The organism is Undibacterium sp. KW1 (assembly GCF_009937955.1).
Lineage (GTDB): Bacteria > Pseudomonadota > Gammaproteobacteria > Burkholderiales > Burkholderiaceae_D > Undibacterium.
In genome coordinates, this window is record NZ_AP018439.1 from 5,805,696 (window position 1) to 5,825,990 (window position 20,295).

The 20,295-nt window shown below is 50.9% G+C and carries 17 protein-coding genes; 4 read left to right on the forward strand and 13 right to left on the reverse strand.

All coding sequences use genetic code 11. The features are described 5' to 3' along the window. Nucleotides 1-22: 22 nt before the first annotated feature. The 3 genes from UNDKW_RS26235 to UNDKW_RS26245 all read right to left on the reverse strand — a co-directional run bounded on the left by UNDKW_RS26235 (nt 23) and on the right by UNDKW_RS26245 (nt 1,803). A complete protein-coding gene (locus UNDKW_RS26235) occupies nt 23-682 on the reverse strand; it encodes a BON domain-containing protein (RefSeq protein WP_370529058.1) in 660 nt (219 codons plus the stop codon). Beyond that, the gene (locus UNDKW_RS26240; protein WP_162043771.1) at nt 669-1,265 is read right to left on the reverse strand and encodes a phosphoheptose isomerase; all 597 of its coding nucleotides are present in this window, start codon (nt 1,263-1,265) and stop codon (nt 669-671) included. Before UNDKW_RS26240 ends, UNDKW_RS26235 begins: the two co-directional genes overlap by 14 nt. Before the next feature lie 139 nt (nt 1,266-1,404). Then, the gene (locus tag UNDKW_RS26245; protein WP_162061160.1) at nt 1,405-1,803 is read right to left on the reverse strand and encodes a YraN family protein; all 399 of its coding nucleotides are present in this window, start codon (nt 1,801-1,803) and stop codon (nt 1,405-1,407) included. 59 nt (nt 1,804-1,862) lie between these two features. On the opposite strand from UNDKW_RS26245, the gene rsmI reads away from it, so the two are divergent. Continuing rightward, nucleotides 1,863-2,777, forward strand: a complete 915-nt coding sequence (gene rsmI / locus UNDKW_RS26250; protein ID WP_162061161.1) for a 16S rRNA (cytidine(1402)-2'-O)-methyltransferase — start codon at nt 1,863-1,865, stop codon at nt 2,775-2,777. A 23-nt stretch (nt 2,778-2,800) separates the two neighbouring features. Here the strand turns inward: rsmI and UNDKW_RS26255 are convergent, their stop codons facing one another. The 6 genes from UNDKW_RS26255 to UNDKW_RS26280 all read right to left on the reverse strand — a co-directional run bounded on the left by UNDKW_RS26255 (nt 2,801) and on the right by UNDKW_RS26280 (nt 9,951). Further along, nucleotides 2,801-3,973: a septal ring lytic transglycosylase RlpA family protein gene (locus UNDKW_RS26255; RefSeq protein ID WP_232063125.1), complete on the reverse strand. Its 1,173-nt coding sequence runs from the start codon at nt 3,971-3,973 to the stop codon at nt 2,801-2,803. Further along, nucleotides 3,970-5,088 carry a rod shape-determining protein RodA gene (gene rodA / locus UNDKW_RS26260; RefSeq protein ID WP_162061162.1) on the reverse strand — a complete coding sequence of 373 codons (1,119 nt, stop codon included), beginning with the start codon at nt 5,086-5,088 and terminating at the stop codon, nt 3,970-3,972. The genes UNDKW_RS26255 and rodA overlap by 4 nt, the downstream gene beginning before the upstream one ends. Beyond that, nucleotides 5,085-7,088 (reverse strand): penicillin-binding protein 2, encoded by a 2,004-nt coding sequence (mrdA, locus tag UNDKW_RS26265; RefSeq protein ID WP_162061163.1) that lies wholly within the window; start codon nt 7,086-7,088, stop codon nt 5,085-5,087. The genes rodA and mrdA overlap by 4 nt, the downstream gene beginning before the upstream one ends. Before the next feature lie 91 nt (nt 7,089-7,179). Further along, the gene (gene mreD, locus UNDKW_RS26270; protein WP_162061164.1) at nt 7,180-7,698 is read right to left on the reverse strand and encodes a rod shape-determining protein MreD; all 519 of its coding nucleotides are present in this window, start codon (nt 7,696-7,698) and stop codon (nt 7,180-7,182) included. Then, nucleotides 7,695-8,741, reverse strand: a complete 1,047-nt coding sequence (mreC, locus tag UNDKW_RS26275) for a rod shape-determining protein MreC (protein WP_162061165.1) — start codon at nt 8,739-8,741, stop codon at nt 7,695-7,697. Before mreC ends, mreD begins: the two co-directional genes overlap by 4 nt. A gap of 166 nt (nt 8,742-8,907) precedes the next feature. Continuing rightward, a complete protein-coding gene (locus UNDKW_RS26280) occupies nt 8,908-9,951 on the reverse strand; it encodes a rod shape-determining protein (protein WP_162061166.1) in 1,044 nt (347 codons plus the stop codon). A 280-nt stretch (nt 9,952-10,231) separates the two neighbouring features. Here UNDKW_RS26280 and gatC point away from each other — a divergent pair, with 280 nt between their 5' ends. From gatC to gatB, 3 genes are all read left to right on the forward strand, one after another. After that, complete coding sequence (gene gatC, locus UNDKW_RS26285) at nt 10,232-10,534, forward strand: Asp-tRNA(Asn)/Glu-tRNA(Gln) amidotransferase subunit GatC (RefSeq protein WP_162061167.1); 303 nt, start codon at nt 10,232-10,234, stop codon at nt 10,532-10,534. Between the two features lie 14 nt (nt 10,535-10,548). Next, nucleotides 10,549-12,003, forward strand: a complete 1,455-nt coding sequence (gene gatA / locus UNDKW_RS26290; protein ID WP_162061168.1) for an Asp-tRNA(Asn)/Glu-tRNA(Gln) amidotransferase subunit GatA — start codon at nt 10,549-10,551, stop codon at nt 12,001-12,003. 89 nt (nt 12,004-12,092) lie between these two features. Continuing rightward, nucleotides 12,093-13,568 carry an Asp-tRNA(Asn)/Glu-tRNA(Gln) amidotransferase subunit GatB gene (gene gatB, locus UNDKW_RS26295; protein ID WP_255431557.1) on the forward strand — a complete coding sequence of 492 codons (1,476 nt, stop codon included), beginning with the start codon at nt 12,093-12,095 and terminating at the stop codon, nt 13,566-13,568. Nucleotides 13,569-13,700: 132 nt separating this feature from the next. Here gatB and UNDKW_RS26300 read toward each other — a convergent pair whose 3' ends face one another. The 4 genes from UNDKW_RS26300 to UNDKW_RS26315 all read right to left on the reverse strand — a co-directional run bounded on the left by UNDKW_RS26300 (nt 13,701) and on the right by UNDKW_RS26315 (nt 20,234). Then, nucleotides 13,701-15,068: a TolC family outer membrane protein gene (locus tag UNDKW_RS26300; protein ID WP_162061170.1), complete on the reverse strand. Its 1,368-nt coding sequence runs from the start codon at nt 15,066-15,068 to the stop codon at nt 13,701-13,703. 2 nt (nt 15,069-15,070) lie between these two features. Continuing rightward, nucleotides 15,071-16,426: an HlyD family type I secretion periplasmic adaptor subunit gene (locus UNDKW_RS26305; RefSeq protein ID WP_162061171.1), complete on the reverse strand. Its 1,356-nt coding sequence runs from the start codon at nt 16,424-16,426 to the stop codon at nt 15,071-15,073. Nucleotides 16,427-16,428: 2 nt separating this feature from the next. Continuing rightward, entirely contained in the window at nt 16,429-18,219 is a 1,791-nt protein-coding gene (locus tag UNDKW_RS26310; protein ID WP_304941434.1) for a type I secretion system permease/ATPase, read from the reverse strand. A gap of 707 nt (nt 18,220-18,926) precedes the next feature. Then, nucleotides 18,927-20,234, reverse strand: coding sequence for a glycosyltransferase family 4 protein (locus tag UNDKW_RS26315; RefSeq protein ID WP_162061173.1), 1,308 nt, complete (start codon nt 20,232-20,234; stop codon nt 18,927-18,929). Nucleotides 20,235-20,295 lie beyond the last annotated feature (61 nt).

A 20,295-nucleotide genomic window follows, 5' to 3' on the forward strand; every position in this document is an offset into this window, starting at 1 on the left:
ATATCAAGCCGGTCATGCTGGTTTAATTGTCGCTGGGAGGATTTTTACTCGGCGTAGCCTGGTAAGTCTTCAATTCTTCTTCTGTAATATATTCAAATACCTTGACGACCTTGCGCACGCCACTGATGCTGCTGGCCAGGTCAGCGGCATGGTTGCCTTCACGCTGGGTGACGCGTCCCATCAAAAAGACGACACCGGCTTCGGTCACGACTTTGAAGGCATTCGCTGAAACTTCCTTGGCATCGACAAAGGTCGCCTTGACCTTGGTCGTAATCAGCGTGTCATTTGACCGTGCCGTGTAATTGGAGACTGGCCCTATGATCAGTTCATTGGTGACCGCAGTTACACCTTCAACGGCACGCATTTCACGCTCGGCGGCTGATTTGGCATTTTCATCGATCACTTCGCCAGTCAAGAGGACGCGGCGGTTAAATGAATTGACATTCACATGACCATTCTTATCCAGCAAGCGGGAGATACGGGTTTCGCCTTTAATGACGATGGCCTTGTCCTCGGTCTGCGCACCAAAGGTACGGCGGTCAGTTGCTGCGAAAGTACCAACTACAGCACTCCCTACGACCATTTCCACGCAGCCTTGCAGACTCATGGCGCTTGCGCAGCACAAACTGATCAAAGCTACGGGTCTGGCCAGCTTGCTCCAGGATTTCTTAATCATCAGCATCACCTCCGAATAATGCGGCATCAATGCCGTCACACAAACAATGTATGGTTAATAAGTGAACTTCCTGTATGCGCGCTGTCCTGTCATGCGGTACGCAGATATGGACATCGGCCTCAGTCAGGATATTCGTAATTTCTCCGCCGCCCTTGCCAGTCAGCGCCACCACACGCATATCCCGTTCAAGTGCAGCATTGATGGCATTCACCACACTCAGCGAATTGCCTGAAGTGGACAGAGCCAGCAAGATATCGCCAGACTGCCCAAATGCCTGCACCTGCTTGGAAAATACTTCATTAAAACTGTAGTCATTTGCTACTGCAGTCAGGATAGAGGTATCTGTCGTCAGGGCCATGGCCGGTAAAGGCAGACGCTCGCGCTCAAAGCGCCCTACCAGCTCGGCGGCAAAGTGCTGGCAGTCGGCCGCAGAACCGCCATTCCCGCAGGCGAGTATCTTGTTACCATTAGACAGCGCCGAGAACATGAGTTCCACCGCTTCTGAAATAGGCTGGGCCAGCTCTGTACCGGCCCGCATTTTTAATTCTGCACTTTCCTGGAAGTGCGCCAATATGCGTTGATTTGTCATAATGCTTACTTAGTATGATTGCGTCAGATTATACGGCAGGCAAGGCATTAGTGGACTGTAACAGTGGAAGCAGAGTGCCTGTCACGTGCGCGTCCACACTTCAACTTTCACTATTCCAGTCTCGTATCCTGTCATATTCTCAAGCGACGATAATATTCTTTAGCCAGTTGATCTGCTCACCATCTATGGCCACCAGATCAAAACGACAAGCGGGTTGAGTCTTTTTTGCTAACAAATAGACCTGCGCAGCATGCACCATGCGCCTTTGTTTGGCTGGTGTGACGCTAGCAATGGCACCGCCAAATTGCATGGAATTGCGTTTCCTGACTTCCACAAAGACGAGCACAGCACCATCCTGCATGATGAGGTCTATTTCGCCACCTTTGCATAAAAAGTTCTGTTGTATCAGTTTCAAGCCAGCTTTTTGCAAATACAGCAGTGCCAGGCTTTCTGCCTCGTCACCGGTACGGCGGCGGCTGGTACGCTGGTCAGCTCCCGATTTGCTATCTGGCGTTTCTACAGTCTTTGCGAGTCTCATTGGCGTACAATCTCGGCTAATTCATTTGCTTAATTTGCATACTACATAAAGGAACAGGCATGAGCACCACCGACAAGGCACTGTTCACGAGTGCGACTGTGATCGAGGCAGTCACCCGGCAAAATTATCCGGCAGCGACCTTATATGTAGTCGCCACCCCCATAGGAAATGTCGCTGATATCTCCCTGCGCGCCTTGCACCTGCTGTCGCTGGCAGATGCGATTGCCTGCGAAGATACCCGCAATACTGCCCAATTACTATCGCGCTATGGTATCAGCAAACCCCTGATCGCAGCTCACCAGCATAATGAGCGCGAAGTGGCAGAGAAAATACTGGCACGCCTGCAGGCAGGCGAGCGTATTGCGCTGGTGTCTGACGCTGGTACACCTGGTGTATCCGACCCCGGTGCCAAGATCGTTGATGCCGTCAAACTGGCAGGTTTGCCAGTTACACCTTTGCCGGGTGCCTCGGCGGCCATTAGCGCCCTGTCAGCCAGCGGCCTTATCCATGACCGTTTTTATTTTGTCGGCTTCTTACCAGCCAAGGCCGGGCAACGCGACAGTATCTTGCGAGAAGTACAAGCCATACCAGCCAGTTTGATTTTTTATGAGGCACCACACCGTATCATCGAAGCGGTCGCCGCCATGCGGACAGTATTTGGTGACGCTCGCCGCATCGTGCTGGCGCGTGAAGTCAGCAAACTGTTTGAAGAAATCCACCGTTGCAGCCTGGCAGAAGCAGAAAGCTGGCTGGCGGCGGACAGCCACAGGGAAAAAGGCGAATACGTGATACTCATCGAAGCCGCACCTGCCGCCGCCGATGATCAGGAACTGGAAGCACGTCGGGTCTTGCAAATCTTGCTGGAAGAATGCTCAGTCAAGCAGGCTGCCGGTCTGGCAGCGCAACTGACAGGGCAAAAGAAAAATGCCCTCTACCAAATGGCGCTGGAAATGAAACAGGCAGAAGCAGAATAAACCTTGGTGATTGCAACAATTCACTAGCGTTGCACGACCAGGGGTTTGCCTACACCAAGATCACCAGCCTGGGCGATTGCTGCGGCAGCCTCTGTACGATTGGCAAAGGGGCCACTGACCAGGCGGTACAGGCTGCCTTGCTGGACAATATCAAAACCTGGCAACTGACTGGTCGCCCTGCCTTTGAGATGGTTCATGATGGCTTCTGCATTCGCGCGTATCGCATAAGCGCCAAATTGTATGTAGTAGCCAGGAGTTGCCGACGCTGTGGTATTGCCTGCTGAATTAGCTGATGCATTAGCTGATGTACTGACCGTGCCGGTAGCAGCCACAGTCGGGGTAAATTTTTCTACTGGCTTGCTGTCCTGGGATGCCAGCAATTCTTCCATACTCATGGTCGCAGCAGGATTGGTCCGGACGACGGGCAAATCCCTGGCCGGCACGGGTGTGGTAACCGCGACTGCTGCGTCCTGCCTCGCGACTTGCACAGGCTGGGCAGCTGGAGGAGCTTGATTTTTGCGGTTCTCGGCCATTCTCTCTATGTCAGCAGGTAGCAGGCGCTCAACTTCGATCTGGCTGCTGCCCTTGCCTAAGACATCAAGCTTCAGTGCTGCGGTGTAAGACAGGTCAATAATACGGCTGGCATGGAAGGGCCCGCGGTCATTGATGCGGACGATGATTTGCTTGCCGTTGCTGATATTCGTGACCCGCGCATAAGAAGGTATAGGCAGGATGGGGTGGGCAGCAGTGATCTTGTACATGTCATACAGTTCACCGGATGAAGTCTTTTGCCCGTGGAATTTTTTGCCATACCAGCTGCCAACACCACGCTGCACAAATGGTGTGGTGCTGTCTGCTATCGGGGTATAGGTTTTGCCAAATACTACATAGGGCTTGTTACCTGAGCGCGAATAATTCTCCAGTGTAGGGATGGGATCCACTGTATTTTCCAGGCCCTCGGGTATGTTGTCACCGGGGCCGTCATCCTTGTAATAAGCACCCTTGCCAGAATTTGCCTTGGGCAAGGCCGCTGTCTGGGACGGGCTGGTTTTTGTACCACCTGCAGGACGCGGGTTATCAGCAGTAACAACGTTACTCTTCGGTGCACTGCCGCATGCCACCAGTAATACTGCGCTGGCTGCCAGTAGAGGCAGGCGACAGTCGCGGAGAGGCATGGCAGACATGCGCAATGTCATGTCTGCACCAGTTTTCGGTTACGCTGCACGCTCATCATTATCCCTAATCCCATCCCCAGCGTCACCAGTGCGGTGCCGCCATAACTCATGAAAGGCAAAGGTACCCCGACGACGGGGACTATGCCTATGACCATGCCCATGTTCACAAAGGCATAGGTAAAGAATATCATAGTCACGGCACCGGCCATCAAACGTGAGAATAGCGTGGGCGCATTGGCAGCAATCACCAGACAGCGCAGTATCAATAAAAAGTACAGGGTAACCAGGATCACATTGCCGACAAAACCAAATTCTTCAGAGAACACGGCAAAGATAAAATCCGTCGTATGTTCGGGGATGAATTCCAGATGTGCCTGCGTCCCTTTCATATAACCCTTGCCATGCAAGCCACCGGAGCCAACCGCGATAGTCGATTGTATGATGTGGAAGCCCTTGCCCAGAGGGTCGCGGTTAGGGTCCAGCATGGTCAGTACCCTGTCACGCTGGTAGTCATGCAACATGTATGGCCAGACTACAGTAGGGATAATAATCGCCGCCGCTGTGATCAATGAAATCAGAAACTTCCAGGACAAGCCAGCCAGGAAAACCACGGTAAAACCTGCCGCAGTAACCAGCATGGCCGTACCCAGATCAGGCTGCTTGGCGATCAGTGCTGCGGGTATGCCAAGAATCACGGCACCAATCACAAAATCACGCCAGCGCAAGGCACCTTCGCGCTTCTGGAAATACCAGGCCAGCATGAGCGGCGTGGCAATTTTCATCATCTCTGAAGGCTGCATGTCGATACCCACATGCAGCCAGCGGCGTGAACCTTTTTTTACCAGGCCAAACAGGGCAACGGCAATCAGCAAAGCAACACCAAAGGTGTAAATCGGTATGGCAAAGCGCATCAGGGTCTGCGGCGGGATATTCGCCATGACCCACATGATGAAGAAAGACACCATGATATTCCTGATCTGGCCTTCAACCCGACCAGGAAAGTCCATGCCCGCAGAATACAGGGTCATGATACCTATCGACATGATCAGGAATACCAGTATTGCCAGGGTCGCATCAAAGACAAAGATGTGCGAGCGGATAAAATGCCAGTTAATACTATTCTTTTGCATTTTCAATCCTTATTGCCTGTAGTTTCGCCACCAGGCTTGGGACCTGGATCAGGCTCAGCCGGTGCCTTGACTTCAGCATCAGAGCGGTACAGGGTCATGTCGCTTTGCGGCTTGGGTTGTGGTGGTACCTGATCCTTGCTGCCCTTGTCTTGCGGACGCTTACCCAGCAAGTAATAGTCAAGTGCCTTGCGCACGATGGGCGCAGCCGCCTCGGCACCAAAGCCGCCGTTCTCTACAATAATGGCGATCGCTATTTTGGGATGGTCAGCCGGGGCGAAGGCAGTATACAGGGAGTGATCAAGATGGCGCGCAGCCATGTTCTTGGCATTATATTTTTCGCCTTTTTTAATACCCACCACCTGCGCTGTACCTGTCTTGCCACCAGAAACATATTCAGTTCCCTGGAACACCCTGGCAGAAGTACCCTCTTTGGTGACGCCGACCATGGCATTTTTGATGAAATCTATATTTTCCTGTTTAAGGGGAATGCGGGCCGTCTCTTTGGGAACAGTCAACACCCTTTGCCTGGTTTGTGGGTCTTCTGTCATCTTGACCAGATGCGGTTTCATGATGATGCCGTTATTTGCCAGTGTCGCCATGGCATGCGCCATTTGCAAAGGAGTGAAAGTATTTTGTCCCTGACCAATCCCCAGAGAAATGGTGTCACCCAGTACCCAGCGCTGTTGTGCCGGTTTTTTCTTGAAGGCTTCGCGCTTCCAGGCAGTCGAGGGTAACAAGCCGGATCGTTCATGCTCCAGGTCGATACCGGTGATTTGGCCAAAGCCGAAAGGTTTCATGAAATCATGCATGACATCTACTGTCAGGTCATTGGCCAGCATGTAGTAATAGGTATCGCAGGACTGCACGATGGAACGGTACATATCGACCATGCCATGACCGCCCGCTTTATCGTCCTTGAAGGTATGGTTACCAAAAGTAAAATAACCAGGATCAGCAATTGCCTGCGAGGTGGTGCGCTTGCCCAGCTCCAGTGCGGCCAGTGCCATGAATGGTTTGTAGGTAGAGCCTGGCGGATAGGCTCCTGTCAATGGCCGGTTCAACAAGGGTTTGTCTTCGGACGTATTGAGTTCATTCCAGCTTTGCTGGTCTATGCCCTCGACAAACAGGTTGGGATCATAGGTAGGTTTGGATACAAAGGCCAGCACGTCACCCGTCTCAGGTTCGATGGCGACCAGCGCACCGCGCCTGTCGCCAAAGGCTTCTTCTATGACTTTTTGCAGTTCTATATCGACCGACAGGATCAGGTTCTTGCCTGAAGTTGGTGGCGTACGGGACAGCACACGCACAGCCCTGCCACCTGCGGCGACTTCCACCTCTTCAAAGCCTGTGCTGCCGTGCAAGATTTTTTCGTAGCTTTTTTCCAGGCCTTCCTTGCCTATGTAGTCGGTGCCATTGTAGTTGGCGGCATCATCCATTTCATCAATGATCTCGGCATCCTTGGGGCTGATACGACCTATGTAGCCAATCACATGAGAAGCTGAATCGCCCTGCGGATACTGACGGAACAAGCGGGCCTGGATATCGACACCAGGAAAACGGAAACGCTGGGCTGTGAATCTGGCGACCTCATCGTCCGTAAGCCGGGTACGGATAGGCAGACTTTCAAAACTTTTGGAGTCTTCCAGCAACTTGCGAAAACGCTTGCGGTGCTTGGGCTGTATATCCACCAGCACCGCCAGCTCATCAATCAGAACATCCATGTCCTTGCTGATTTTTGAGGGCGTGATTTCCAGCGTATAGGCAGAATAATTACGTGCCAGGACGACGCCATTCCGGTCCGTGATCAGCCCACGATTGGGAACAACCGGGACGATGTCTATGCGGTTTTCATCTGCCAGCAAAGCATAATCATTATGCTTGATGATTTGCAGCCAGACAAAGCGCGTAATCAGTGCAGCAAAACACAGAAATACGAATACGCCGATGAAAATCAGGCGCATGCGGAAATAATGCAGTTCGCGTTCCGTATTTTTAAGTTCTGTCATAGTGAAAAAAGTGAAGCAGGTGGCGCAGATGAAGCAGATGAAACAGACTAATCAGGTCAAACAACCGACAGCAATCAGAAATACAGCGGACTCAGATAGGACGGGTGTGGTCTTTATCTTTGGCGCGTCTTTGTGGCGCCAGCAAGAGCAAAGTTGCAAACGGCCACAACACAGTCGTCACCAGGCTGACGGTAAAATAAGCCCAACCCGGAAAATGCGCATCTGGTGCCACCAGCATGCGTACGGCAAGCTGCACCAGCTGTGCAAACAAAAACAAGGGGAACACATGCAGGGTTTGTGTCAGTGGATGGAACCACAGCACGCGCCTGTGTATCATGATGGCAAAATACGATAACAGGGTATAAGCCAGCGCGTTTTCACCCATGTAGATGGAATCATGCACATCCATCAGCAGCCCCATGGCAAACGCCACACCTATACCGACCTTGCGCGGCTGATGTATGGTCCAGAATACCAAGACCAGGGCAACAAAATCAGGTACACCTATCCAGCCACCCCATGGCAAGAAATTGAGGAAGAAAGCGACGGCGAAACTGATGGCGATAAATAGCGGATTGACCGGCAATAAGATGTAGTGCGGGCTATTCATGTATTGGGCTCCCTTGCAGTTGCAGGTGCATCCTTGGCTGGCGCATCTTTGAGCGGAGTTTCTTTCACAGCACCGTCTTTGACCGGCAAATCTTTCATGGGCTGATCGACAGGTTTGGTATCAGATGTAGGTGCTGCCGCATCACGGGTCACCTTGCGATTGATTTTTTCTTTCTTGGCACGCACATCTTCGGTATCCGGGCGCGACAAATTATCTGCAGATACCAGCAAGACCAGTAACTGCTTGTTGCGGTCTATGCCCGCAGTCGGCACGCACAAAATGCTTTCAAAGGTGGTATTGGCCTTATTTTCTACCTGTACTACCTTGGCAACTGCCAGACCTGGCGGATAGATACCATCGATACCTGAAGTCACCAGTTGGTCGCCATTCTGTATATCGGCATTGGTGGTCAGGCGCATGTCCAGATAGCTGGACTGGCCGCGGCCATAAGCTACGCTGCGCAAGCCATTCCGCAGGATTTGCACGGGGATGGCCTGGTTTTTATCGGTCAGCAAGGTCACTTCTGCCGTCAGCGGGAATACCCGGGTCACCTGGCCGACCACACCCTTGTCATCAATCACTGGCTGGGACAAGGTCAGGCCATGCTTGATACCACGGTCTATGATGACCTTGCGGCTGGCAGGGTCACGGGCATCGTAGATGATCTCTGCCATGACAGACTTGACTTGCAGACGCTCACGCGCGTCCAGCAATTTGCGCAGATGGGTGTTTTCTGCCATCAAGTGCCCGGTTTGCTGCAGGGTATCGGCATTCTGGGTTTGCTGGCGCTTGAGTTGCGTATTTTCTTTTTCCAGCGTCGTGACTGACACAAAATAATCAGAAACACGCTTGACAGTATCACGCGGCATGACGGCGACCATCTGTACCGGATACAGCACACTGCCGAGGATTTGCCTGACCAGGGTCAGGGACTTCAGACGGGAATCAACAACTAACAGAAAGATCGCCAGTACGGCAAAGAAAACCACTCTGACGCGCGCAGAGGCGCCTTGCTTGAAGAGTGGTGGCGGGCTGTAATCCATACTTTACCGGTGTTTCTCAATGAACAGCGCAACAAGCATTTTAATGTGCAATCAAATCAGCTGTGCTTCCTGTGCATCAGTAGCCAGGAAGATGCAGCTTCATCAAATACGGGAGGTACAGCCAACATCGGCGCTGACTGTTATCCCACGATGGTACCCGGTCTTATTATTCGTAAGAGAAAATCGAACCCAGCTTATCCATACGCTCCAGCGCCATGCCAGAGCCACGGACTACGCAAGTCAGCGGGTCTTCTGCAACGATGACAGGCAAACCGGTTTCTTCCATCAACAAACGGTCAAGGTCGCGCAGGAGCGCGCCACCACCGGTCAGCATCATGCCTTTTTCAGCAATGTCGGCACCCAGCTCTGGTGGCGTTTGTTCCAGCGCGTTTTTGACGGCAGAAACGATATTGTTCAGCGGATCTGTCAGCGCTTCCAGAATTTCATTGCTGGAGATCGTGAATGAACGTGGTATGCCTTCGGACAGGTTGCGTCCCTTGACTTCCATTTCCTTGACTTCAGAACCCGGGAAAGCAGAGCCGATGGCTTTTTTGATGGCTTCAGCAGTTTGCTCGCCGATCAGCATGCCGTAGTTGCGACGGATGTAGTTGACAATCGCTTCGTCAAACTTGTCACCACCGACGCGGACAGAACCTTTATAGACCATGCCACCAAGGGAAATGATACCGACTTCTGTCGTACCACCACCGATATCGACGACCATGGAACCGGTTGCCTCGGATACTGGCAAACCAGCGCCTATCGCAGCAGCCATCGGTTCTTCAATCAGGTAAACCTGGGAAGCACCGGCACCCAGGGCAGATTCACGAATCGCACGGCGTTCTACCTGAGTAGAACCGCAAGGGACGCAAATGATGATGCGCGGGGATGGTTTGAAGAACTTGGTGTCATGCACCATGCGGATGAATTGCTTGAGCATTTGCTCGGTGACGGTAAAGTCGGCAATGACACCATCTTTCATTGGGCGGATGGCTTCAATATTACCGGGTACCTTGCCCAGCATCTGCTTGGCTTCTTTACCTACTGCCTGGATAGTTTTCTTGCCGTTAGGGCCGCCTTCCTGGCGGATCGCTACTACGGATGGTTCATCAAGCACGATACCCTGCCCACGTACATAAATCAGCGTATTGGCTGTTCCCAGATCGATCGCCAGATCATTTGAAAAATAACTACGTAAAAAACCAAACATGTATATTGTCCTGTATTTAACTGATTGTGGGCTCAACCCGCTCTGCCGGGTTGCGCTACCGAATTTTTAACCCTGACTGATTCCAGTAAAAACTGAGCAGTCATCTCGCAATCCAAGCATGTTAGGGGATTTAGCAAGCCATTTAGGGCATTAACCCGCCATTCTACCTTATAATCTGTTTAAATTTATTCGATACCAACACCTAAATTATGCTTTTGGTGGCATGTCGAATTATGTATTTTTTGACACTCTTTTTCGCGCAAAAATGCGCCCCTGAACTATGTCGCTGACACTTGAAGATGTGAAAAGAATTGCCAATTTGGCAAAATTAGAAACCTCTGCCGAGGAGGAAGTCTCTACCCTGGAGAAGCTGAACGGTATTTTCTCTCTGGTAGAGCAGTTGAAAGCCGTCGATACCACGGGTGTGGCGCCTCTGAGTCACCCTATCGCCGCCCTATTGCCAGAAATGGCTTTGCGCCTGCGCGAAGACGTTGTTACTGAAAGCAATCATCGCGAAGATTATCAAAAGCCAGCGCCAGCGACACAAGATGGCCTTTACCTCGTACCTCAGGTTATTGATTAAGCAATAGAGTCCTCATGCATACCAAGACAATTTCTCAATTATCCGCCCTGCTGCAAAGCAAGCAGGTTTCCGCCACCGAACTTGCCCAGCATTATCTGAACCGGATTGCTGCCAGTGACCTGAATGCCTTCCTGCATGTGAATCCTGAATGGACTTTGCAACAGGCTGCCGCAGCCGATGCACGTCTGGCCACTGGTGATGCCAGTGTATTGACGGGCGTACCTATCGCCCATAAAGATATTTTCGTGACACGCGACTGGCGCTCTACAGCAGGCTCACGCATGCTGGAAAATTATGTCAGCCCTTTCGACGCCACCGTGGTTGAGCTATTCAACAAGGCTGGTACCGTCACCCTGGGCAAATTGAATTGCGATGAATTCGCCATGGGTTCATCGAATGAAAATTCTTATTTTGGCGCAGTGAAAAACCCCTGGGACAAGACTGCCGTACCAGGTGGTTCTTCTGGTGGTTCGGCAGCGGCGATTGCAGCGCGACTGGCACCGGCAGTGACTGCTACTGACACTGGTGGCTCTATTCGCCAACCGGCATCATTTTGCGGCGTTACCGGTATCAAGCCAACTTATGGCAGTGTATCGCGCTACGGCATGATCGCATTTGCCTCTTCACTGGACCAGGGCGGCCCTATCGCCCAGACAGCAGAAGACTGCGGCATTTTGCTGAATGCGATGACAGGTTTTGATGAGAAAGATTCGACTTCTCTCGAACGCAAAAAAGAAGATTTCAACAGTGACCTGAACAAATCTTTGCAAGGTCTGCGCATAGGCGTACCGAAAGAATTTTTCTCTGATGGCTTGGCCGCAGATGTGGAACAAGCCGTCCGTGCTGCGCTGGCTGAATATGAAAAGCTGGGTGCAACACTGGTAGAAATTTCTTTGCCAAAAACCGAGTTGTCCATCCCTGTGTATTATGTGATTGCGCCAGCAGAAGCGTCTTCGAATCTGAGCCGTTTTGACGGCGTACGTTATGGCCATCGCGCAGCAGACTATACTGACCTTGAAGACATGTACAAGAAGTCGCGCGCTGAAGGTTTTGGTGCAGAAGTCAAACGCCGCATCCTGGTTGGTGCCTATGTACTGTCACACGGTTACTACGATGCCTATTATTTGCAGGCACAAAGAATCCGCCGTCTGATCGCCCAGGACTTTGCAGCAGCTTTCGAGAAATGCGATGTCATCATGGGGCCGGTGGCACCAACCGTGGCATGGGACCTGGGCTCGAAAGCGGATGATCCTGTAGCCAACTATCTGGCGGATATTTTCACACTCTCGACCAGCCTGGCAGGCTTGCCTGGCATGTCCATCCCTTGTGGTTTTGGCCAGGGTGAAAAGAATGCGAAGCGCCCGGTAGGTTTGCAAATCATCGGCAATTATTATGATGAAGCGAAATTGCTGAATGTGGCCCACCAGTTCCAGCAAGCGACAGACTGGCATACACGCGCACCGGCATGAGTCTCTTCCCTCTGGCAGGGAATGAAAGATCATGAACATGGAATTGATGTACTGCTTTCGATAAAAAAGCAGAGGCAATAAACAAAGATATAACGAGGAATATTATGCAATGGGAAGTCGTTATCGGTTTTGAGACGCATGCGCAACTCAAGACCAACTCAAAAATTTTCAGCGGCTCTTCAATACAATTTGGTGCTGAACCCAATACTCAGGCCAGCCCGGTAGATCTGGCCCTGCCTGGCGTGTTGCCGGTCATGAATAAGGGTGCAGTAGAAAAAGCCATACAATTTGGCCTGGCCGTCGGCGCCGTGGTTGCGCCTGAATCCATCTTCGCCCGTAAGAATTATTTCTACCCTGACCTGCCCAAAGGCTATCAGATCAGCCAGTTTGAGATCCCGGTAGTACAGGGCGGTTTCGTGCCTTGCGTGTTTGAAAAAGATGGCAAGACCGAATTCAGGAATATACAACTGACACGCGCCCATCTGGAAGAAGATGCTGGCAAATCCACCCATGGTGCGGCTGACCGTATGACAGGTATAGACCTGAACCGCGCTGGCACGCCCTTGCTCGAGATCGTGACGGAACCTGTCATGCGCAGCGCAGCCGAGGCAGTTGGTTATGCAAAAGCCCTGCACTCGCTGGTAACCTGGCTAGACATCTGTGATGGCAATATGCAGGAAGGCTCTTTCCGTTGCGACGCCAACGTTTCTGTGCGTCCGGTAGGCCAAAAAGAATTTGGCACGCGGTGCGAAATCAAGAACCTGAACTCTTTCCGTTTTTTGGAAGAAGCCATCAATGTCGAAGTGATTCGTCAGATCAATGAAATCGAAGAAGGTCGCCCTATCATCCAGGAAACACGCCTGTATGATCCGGACAAAAAAGAGACTCGCTCCATGCGCAGCAAGGAAGATTCGATGGATTATCGTTACTTCCCCGACCCTGACCTGCCGCCGTTGAAAATCAGCCGTGAATGGGTAGAGCAAGTTCGCGCCACCATGCCTGAGCTGCCATCCGCCATGCGCCAGCGTTTCATCGAGCAACTGGGCTTGCCTGAATATGATGCGACCATCCTGACGCAGTCCAAAGGCATGGCCACTTATTTTGAAGCCGTGGTGACTGCTGCTGGTGCCGCACAAGCCAAACCCGCTGCAAACTGGATGATGGGTGATGTGTCAGCGACACTGAACCGTGAAGGCCTGGATATCAGCGCTATTCCGGTCACCGCTGCTCAGCTCGCCGTATTGTTACAGCGCATTGCTGATGGCACGATTTCCAACAAGATTGCCAAGGAAGTGTTTGCAGCGATGTGGCAGGCACCATCTGCAGATGTAAATCTGGCAGATCAGGTGATTGACGCCAAAGGTCTGAAGCAAATTTCTGACGTTGGCGCGCTGGAAAAAATCATCGACGAAGTCATGGCCGCGAACCAACAGTCTGTTGATGAATACCGCGCTGGTAAAGAGAAGGCATTCAACTCTCTTGTTGGCCAGGCGATGAAGGCAACCAAGGGCAAGGGTAACCCGGCTCAGGTCAATGAATTGCTGAAGAAAAAACTGGCTGGTTAATTTCCCGTCTGAAAATAGAAAACGGCACATCTGTAAAGATGTGCCGTTTTTTTATACCTGCTGATTTAATGTCTGGCTTTTAATGCCTTGCTTGGTGTCCGGCTCAATTCATGACAACAGTCACCATCAATATCAGTTCGGCGCAAAGTAAGCGGCTACTGTCTGTACATCATCCACACTGATATTACCTGCAGTGACGCGCAGCTTGAGGTAGCTGATCAGATAATTGTACTTGGCTTGCGCCAGGTCGCGCTTGGCAGCAACCAGTTGCTGTTCTGCGCCGAGCACATCGAGATTGATGCGCACACCACCTTTGACACTTTGCTTGGTTGCTTCAACCAGCAAAGTCGCGGAGTTGACTGACTTTTGCAAAGCACTGATTTTCGTCAAGCTGGTTTGTATCGCATTAAATTGCTTGCGCAATTCTATCGAAATTCTGTTCTTGGTTGCGTCCAGATCAGCCTTGGCTTTGTCGCGGTTGGCGATTGCCTGATTACTGATTGCGGTGACATAACCACCAGAATAAATCGGTATCACCAATTGTACGCCTATGCTCTTGATCGTCTGATCTTGTGTACGTGTCGTGATACTGTCAGACAAACCACGGTTGTAACCAACGTTCAGATCCAGCCTTGGTGTATGGCCTGCTTTACTCTTGCTGATTTCCAGCTCCGCAGCTTCGACAGAATATTTGGCGGCGGCAATTTCAGGATTGCTTTCTGTTGCGATCGTCATCCATTCTTCAAAACTGGAGAGAGCAACAGGCATCACGGTAAACTCTGGGCGCAAGCCATCAAGCTGATTTACTTCACTGCCAATGATGGCAGAAAGAGCATTCTTTGAATTCAGCAAATTATCTTGCGCTTCTATCACCTGAGCCTCGGCAACATCAAGCTTTGCCTGGGTTTCCAGCATGTCGGTCTTGGTGCCTTCACCTTTTTCAAACATACGCTCATTGATGCGTTTCTGTTCGGCATAAGCATCTCTTTGGGCACGGAACAAATCTACCTGATCTTCAGAGAATTTGACATCTGCATAAGCAGTTGTCAGGCGGATAATCAAGTCTTTGCTACGTGCAGAAAAGATAGCATCGCTATAGTTGGTCTGCGCTATGCCTTGCTTGTAACGCGCTGCCGTATCCAGACTGAACAGTACCTGACGCAAGGAAACAGAATTCGTGATACTGGTGTAATCGTAATTACTGACCGCTACACCGCCAGTTGGCTGACCCAAAAAGTTGGTCGCCGGCGAGGTGATTTCTGCGCGGTTTTTACCGGTTCCATAAGCATACTGTATGGTAGGCAATAAACCGGCACGACCGATATTACGGTATTCCTTACCCGCGACATTTTCTGAAACAGCAGCACGGTAAGTCGGATCATTGATCAATGCAGCTTCATAGGCCTGCAACAGGCCAATTGCCTGAGCCTGGCCTGCCGACATCACCAGGATGCCGCAGGCAGCTGCGATCAGATTAAGGCGCTTCCATGATTTTTTCATCATTAATCCTCAGTCATTGCAGAATGGGCACGGTCGATCACTGGTTTCAACAGGTAGTTCATCATGGTGCGGCCACCGGTGCTGACAAACATTTCAACAGGCATACCAGGACGGATGTTCAGGTTGGCAATCATTTTCTTGCCTTCAGGTGCTACTTCTGCACGGACTTTATAAAAGGCCTGGCCGGTTCTTTCATCGACAGTACGGTCAGCGGATACCTGGGTGATGATGCCCGGGATATGCGGTGTCGTATTGGTATTGAAGGCAGAGAAAATCAATTCTGTTTTCAAACCGGCATGCACTTTATCTACCAGGTTGACTGGCAAACTGGCTTCCACGATCAGCGCATCATCCTGCGGAACCAGTTCCATCAATTTGAAACCGCTAGGCACAACCGCACCTTTGGTGAATACATTCAGGCCTACCACGGTGCCTGACACAGGTGCTTTCACTGCGACATTGTTCAGATCAAAATCCAGTGCAGTCAGGCGGTTTTGCAAGGCTTCTGCTTCTTTCTGGACATCGGACAATTGTGTGCGGATTTCTTTTTGATAGTCTTGCTGACGCTGTGATTTACGCAAGCCCATTTCCATGATCTGGCGTGAGACACGGCCCATATTACCCAGATCTTCAGAGATACTGCCATTTACCTGTGCATAAGTGCGTTCCAGGTCCAGCAGACGATTGCGGGCGATATAGCCTTCCTTGGCCAGGTCACGCATGCCGTCGAGCTGCTCCTTAAGGAATTGCTGTTGTTGCTTTTTGCTGACCATGGATTCTTCCAGGCCTTTGTGTTGCGATTTCAAACCGGCGATGTTTTCATCCACCGCACCCAGCTCACTTTGTATGGAAATCTGACGTGTAGTGAACAGTTGCTGTTGCAGCGAAATGACGTTAGCAACGCGAGGATCGCTTTTTGCCTCGTCCAGTTCCTTGGGAAAACTGATGGACTTTGCACCTACGCGTTCAGCCAGCAATCTTGCTTCTACCGCCTGGGCTGTAAACAATTGTACCCTGGTGATTTCTGCATTTGACTTGGCACTGACAGAATTCATCTTCAACAAGGTTTGGCCTGCTGAGACGACATCGCCATCCTTGACCAGTATCTCATCAACCGTACCACCAGTCTGATGCTGTATGACTTTACGGCTGGAGGCCACGGCCACGTTACCGCTCATGGGTACGCCCTTATCGAGCTTTGCCGTGAATGCCCACAGCAAGAAGCCGACCACGCCGATCAGAATGATGATCCAGCCCAGACGGGAGTAGCCGCGTGCATCTGTATTGACTTCGAGTATTTCTACGTTGTGAGTTGCCACATCCGTGACATCACCTTTTTTGACCAATGCATTTTTCATGATTATTCCTCTTGTGCAGCTGTTGCATTAATTCTTTGCTGCGTATCTGCTGGTGGCTCTGCAGCTGCTGATTGCAGACCGCCCTGAGCCTGCTGTGCAGCCTGTTGTGCTGCTGCAGCTTGCTGAGCTTGTTGCATCTGCTGTGCCTGTTGTTGATTTGCCTGATTCAGCGCGGCCAATACCTGATCACGCGGACCAAAGGCCTGGGCTACACCATCGCGTAACAACAAGAGCTTGGTGGTGGCGCCCAGAATCGTCGTACGGTGAGTGATCAGTACAATTGTTTTACCACGTTGGCGCAAATCATTGACTGCCATTACCAGAGCTTGTTCACCGACATCATCCAGATTGGAATTTGGTTCATCAAGCACCAGCATGGATGGATCGTCATACATGGCACGTGCCAGACCGATACGCTGTTTCTGGCCACCAGAGAGGCCAGCGCCACCGTCACCCAGACGTGTGTCATAGCCTTGCGGGAAATGCAGGATCATGTCATGGACACCGGCGCGCTTGGCAGCCAGGATAACTTTTTCAGAATCCACTTCACCAAAACGGGCGATGTTTTCAGCCACAGTGCCGCCAAACAATTCTATGTCTTGTGGCAGGTAACCAATATTTGGTCCGAGCTGGTCTTTGTTCCATTGGTAGATATCAGCACCATCGAGACGCACTTTACCAACTGCAGCAGGCCAGACGCCGACCAGTAAGCGTGCCAGCGTGGATTTACCCGAACCTGAAGGGCCGATCACACCAAGTACGTCACCTGGCTGCAAGGCCATGGTCAGACCTTTGATCACGACAACGGTAGAACCCGGTGCAGCGGCGGTAACGCCTTCTACAGACAGGGCGCCCAGTGGCTTAGGCAAGTCCATGCCAGCCTGACGTGGTGGATTGGATGCCAGCAATTCATTCAAACGACCATAGGCACCCTTAACTGTGCTCCATTGTTTCCACACACCGATCAGTTGATCGATAGGACCAGTTGCCTTACCCAAGAGGATGGAGCCGGCAATCATCATACCTGGGGACATCTTGCCTTCAATCACCAGCAAGGCACCAAAACCCAGCACCAGCGACTGCACGGAAACACGCACAAATTTACTCAAAGCGGTGATAATGCCTGACTTCTCGCTCGCTTCTGCCTGCAATTGCAGGAAACGGCCATGCAGTTTGAACCAGCGCGACATCAGGTTAGGCAGCATGCCCATGGCTTCAATGACTTCTGCATTGCGCAGATTATTCGTCGCCAGATTGCTGGAGACGATGGCCATGGTATTGGCTTCAGTCAAAGGTTTTTTGGAAACCACTTCATTGGCGTACGCCAGGATCACCATGACGATCACTGCAGCCAGCGCAAACAAGCCGAGATAAGTGTCAAACATGAAGATCACGGCCAAATAGAATGGGAACCATGGTGCATCGAAGAAAGCAAACAAGCCTGCACCTGTGAGGAACTGACGGATTTGTGTCAGATCCTGCAAAGCCTGGCCGGCATTACCGCCACCACGCTTCAGGTTTTGTTCAAACGCAGCAGTATAAATGCGCTTGTTCATTTGCATGTCAAGCTTGGCACCCAGACGTATCAATACAAAACTACGGATATATTCAAGCGCACTCATCAAGGCGTAAGCACCCAACATCAACAATGTCAACATCAACAATGTGATTTCGTTGCGGCTTTGCAAAACACGATCGTAAACCTGTAACATATACAGGGAAGGTGCTAACATCAACAAGTTGATGATGGCACTGAAGATGCCAACGGTTCTGAAGGCACTTTTAAAGGTCATCAGAACCTGTGCAATTTCAGTTTGTGGAAGTTTTAGTTTCGAGATCATTTGTATTCTTTGCACACTGAAGTGCTAAAAACATCGCAATATAATAGGTGGCCGCTTGATGAGTAATCTCTTTGGAGGAGGAATTCATCGGCATTTTTAGGGCAAGGCGGCATTATCCCTGTTCACAACTCAATTAAATGTGACGTACATCACATTTTTCGAAAGCGTAACACAAGTTTTACGCTTTTAAAACGTGTTTCGTGTATCGAAGCCGATATATTTTGCATACCCCCCTCCTGTATATCAAAAATCTCCATATACTCTCTGCAGCGCTATTGATATTCCCGGGATACTCCCCATATATCGGTATCGCAAAAATTTTTGCCAATTGCTTCACATGCTCAATTGACATGCTTTTTAAGCATAAAATGCTGTTGATTTACAATCAGATATGCACATCCGGCACTTCGTTGAATGAATATCTCGCACTTGAAATTCTGCAATTTGCTGTGACTTAGCCAGGAATCACACCTGATGATGCCTAACTGACATTGAAGCTTGTCCAAGAGATATTGTTTTGGTGTCCAGCAGGGGGCGCACTGCACTGCAGAAGTTTAGGAATGCTTAAAGTCGCGAACGCGAAGTGGTATGGGAAAAAAAACGCCCCGCAATATCCGTTGCGGGGCGCCGAGTTCTTAATGGTCTTGCTGGCTACAGTTTTATTTTAACTCAATTACCACCGTGTTTACCAGCGGCTGTGCAGATATATCATTTTGAATGTTAACTTTTGTGTCTTCTGCCATGCCGTATACCCATTCAATTTGTGCTGGCAGACACACTTTTTGCAGGTCATAAAATTCACAGGCAAAACGACGGGCATTTTCGCCCAGACGCTGCCTTTCTTCGGGCTGGTCCAGCAAGTCACAGACCTCTTTGCTCAGCGCTGCCACATCAAAGAAATCAACCAGTCTGCCTGTCTCATTGTGACGTATGGCTTCACGCAAAGGCTGGGTATTCGACGCGACGATGGCGCATCCTGCACTCATGGCCTCAAGCAGGCTCCATGACAAGACGAAGGGATAAGTCAGATAGACATGGACACGCGACAATTGCAGTAAGGGAATAAAATGCTGGTAAGGGATATTTCCCAGGAAATGTATGCGTTCAAGTGCCCCCTCTGGTAATTGAGCACTTACTTCGCTGAGGAAAATCTCTTTCCATGACCTCCCACTTTCTGACTTGGCACCGTAACTGACATCATCTCCACCCACCATCAGTACGTGAGCATTGGGGCGCTGTGCCAGTATCTGTGGCAAGGCGCGCATGAAAATATGATAGCCGCGGTAGGGTTCCAGATTACGGTTGACGAAGGTAATGACTTCATCATCACGCGTCAGTTTCAGCCCTCCGGCCAGGGCCAGAGCCACGCCGGGATTGGGTGCGATCAGATCCGTGTTGATGCCATCGTGAATGACGCTGATGTGTTCACGGAAGGCGCTGGGGAAAGTGCTTGCTTGCCAGTGTGTAGGAGAAATGGCGGCATCCGCCATTTCTATATGCAAGAGGTTATTGATATTCTTGAGCTGTATCTTGCAGGCTTGCTCAATCGCGTTAGAAGAGAATTCAGGATCAAACCCGACATCTGCCCCCTGCGCGTGATAAAAGAATTCGGCATAGATGCCAAGCTTGGCTTTGGGCCATACTTTTTTCAGGAACAGGCTTTCACCCCAGCCTGGATGGGCGATGATCACATCAGGTACAAAACCCTGTTCGCGCAACTGGAGTGCGGCGCGCATGGCAGCCTCACCACGGATGACCTTGGGTTCGCTATCTGCCAGCCAGGGATGAATTTCTGCACTGGTGCCACGCGCCACCTGGTATGAGAACACCTTGACGCCATTCCACAGCGCGGGAGCAGCCTTTTGCATGGTCAGTGCGACAACTTCATTCGCCGGGTCTGCAGCAAGTGCTGGCGCAAGATGGACAAACTGCCCTGGAAAATTTTGGTGAACGAACAGGATTTTCATAGCGCAAATTGAGTAGGAATACGAACTTCGTAAATTGCTACAGTATAAACGCTATTCGGCA

Coding starts and splice junctions, on each gene's coding strand:
- UNDKW_RS26235 (WP_370529058.1), bottom strand. CDS start 682: ATGCTGATGATTAAGAAATCCTGGAGCAAGCTGGCCAGACCCGTAGCT.
- UNDKW_RS26240 (WP_162043771.1), bottom strand. CDS start 1,265: ATGACAAATCAACGCATATTGGCGCACTTCCAGGAAAGTGCAGAATTA.
- UNDKW_RS26245 (WP_162061160.1), bottom strand. CDS start 1,803: ATGAGACTCGCAAAGACTGTAGAAACGCCAGATAGCAAATCGGGAGCT.
- rsmI (WP_162061161.1), top strand. CDS start 1,863: ATGAGCACCACCGACAAGGCACTGTTCACGAGTGCGACTGTGATCGAG.
- UNDKW_RS26255 (WP_232063125.1), bottom strand. CDS start 3,973: ATGACATTGCGCATGTCTGCCATGCCTCTCCGCGACTGTCGCCTGCCT.
- mrdA (WP_162061163.1), bottom strand. CDS start 7,088: ATGACAGAACTTAAAAATACGGAACGCGAACTGCATTATTTCCGCATG.
- mreD (WP_162061164.1), bottom strand. CDS start 7,698: ATGAATAGCCCGCACTACATCTTATTGCCGGTCAATCCGCTATTTATC.
- mreC (WP_162061165.1), bottom strand. CDS start 8,741: ATGGATTACAGCCCGCCACCACTCTTCAAGCAAGGCGCCTCTGCGCGC.
- UNDKW_RS26280 (WP_162061166.1), bottom strand. CDS start 9,951: ATGTTTGGTTTTTTACGTAGTTATTTTTCAAATGATCTGGCGATCGAT.
- gatC (WP_162061167.1), top strand. CDS start 10,232: ATGTCGCTGACACTTGAAGATGTGAAAAGAATTGCCAATTTGGCAAAA.
- gatA (WP_162061168.1), top strand. CDS start 10,549: ATGCATACCAAGACAATTTCTCAATTATCCGCCCTGCTGCAAAGCAAG.
- UNDKW_RS26300 (WP_162061170.1), bottom strand. CDS start 15,068: ATGAAAAAATCATGGAAGCGCCTTAATCTGATCGCAGCTGCCTGCGGC.
- UNDKW_RS26305 (WP_162061171.1), bottom strand. CDS start 16,426: ATGAAAAATGCATTGGTCAAAAAAGGTGATGTCACGGATGTGGCAACT.
- UNDKW_RS26310 (WP_304941434.1), bottom strand. CDS start 18,219: ATGACCTTTAAAAGTGCCTTCAGAACCGTTGGCATCTTCAGTGCCATC.
- UNDKW_RS26315 (WP_162061173.1), bottom strand. CDS start 20,234: ATGAAAATCCTGTTCGTTCACCAAAATTTTCCAGGGCAGTTTGTCCAT.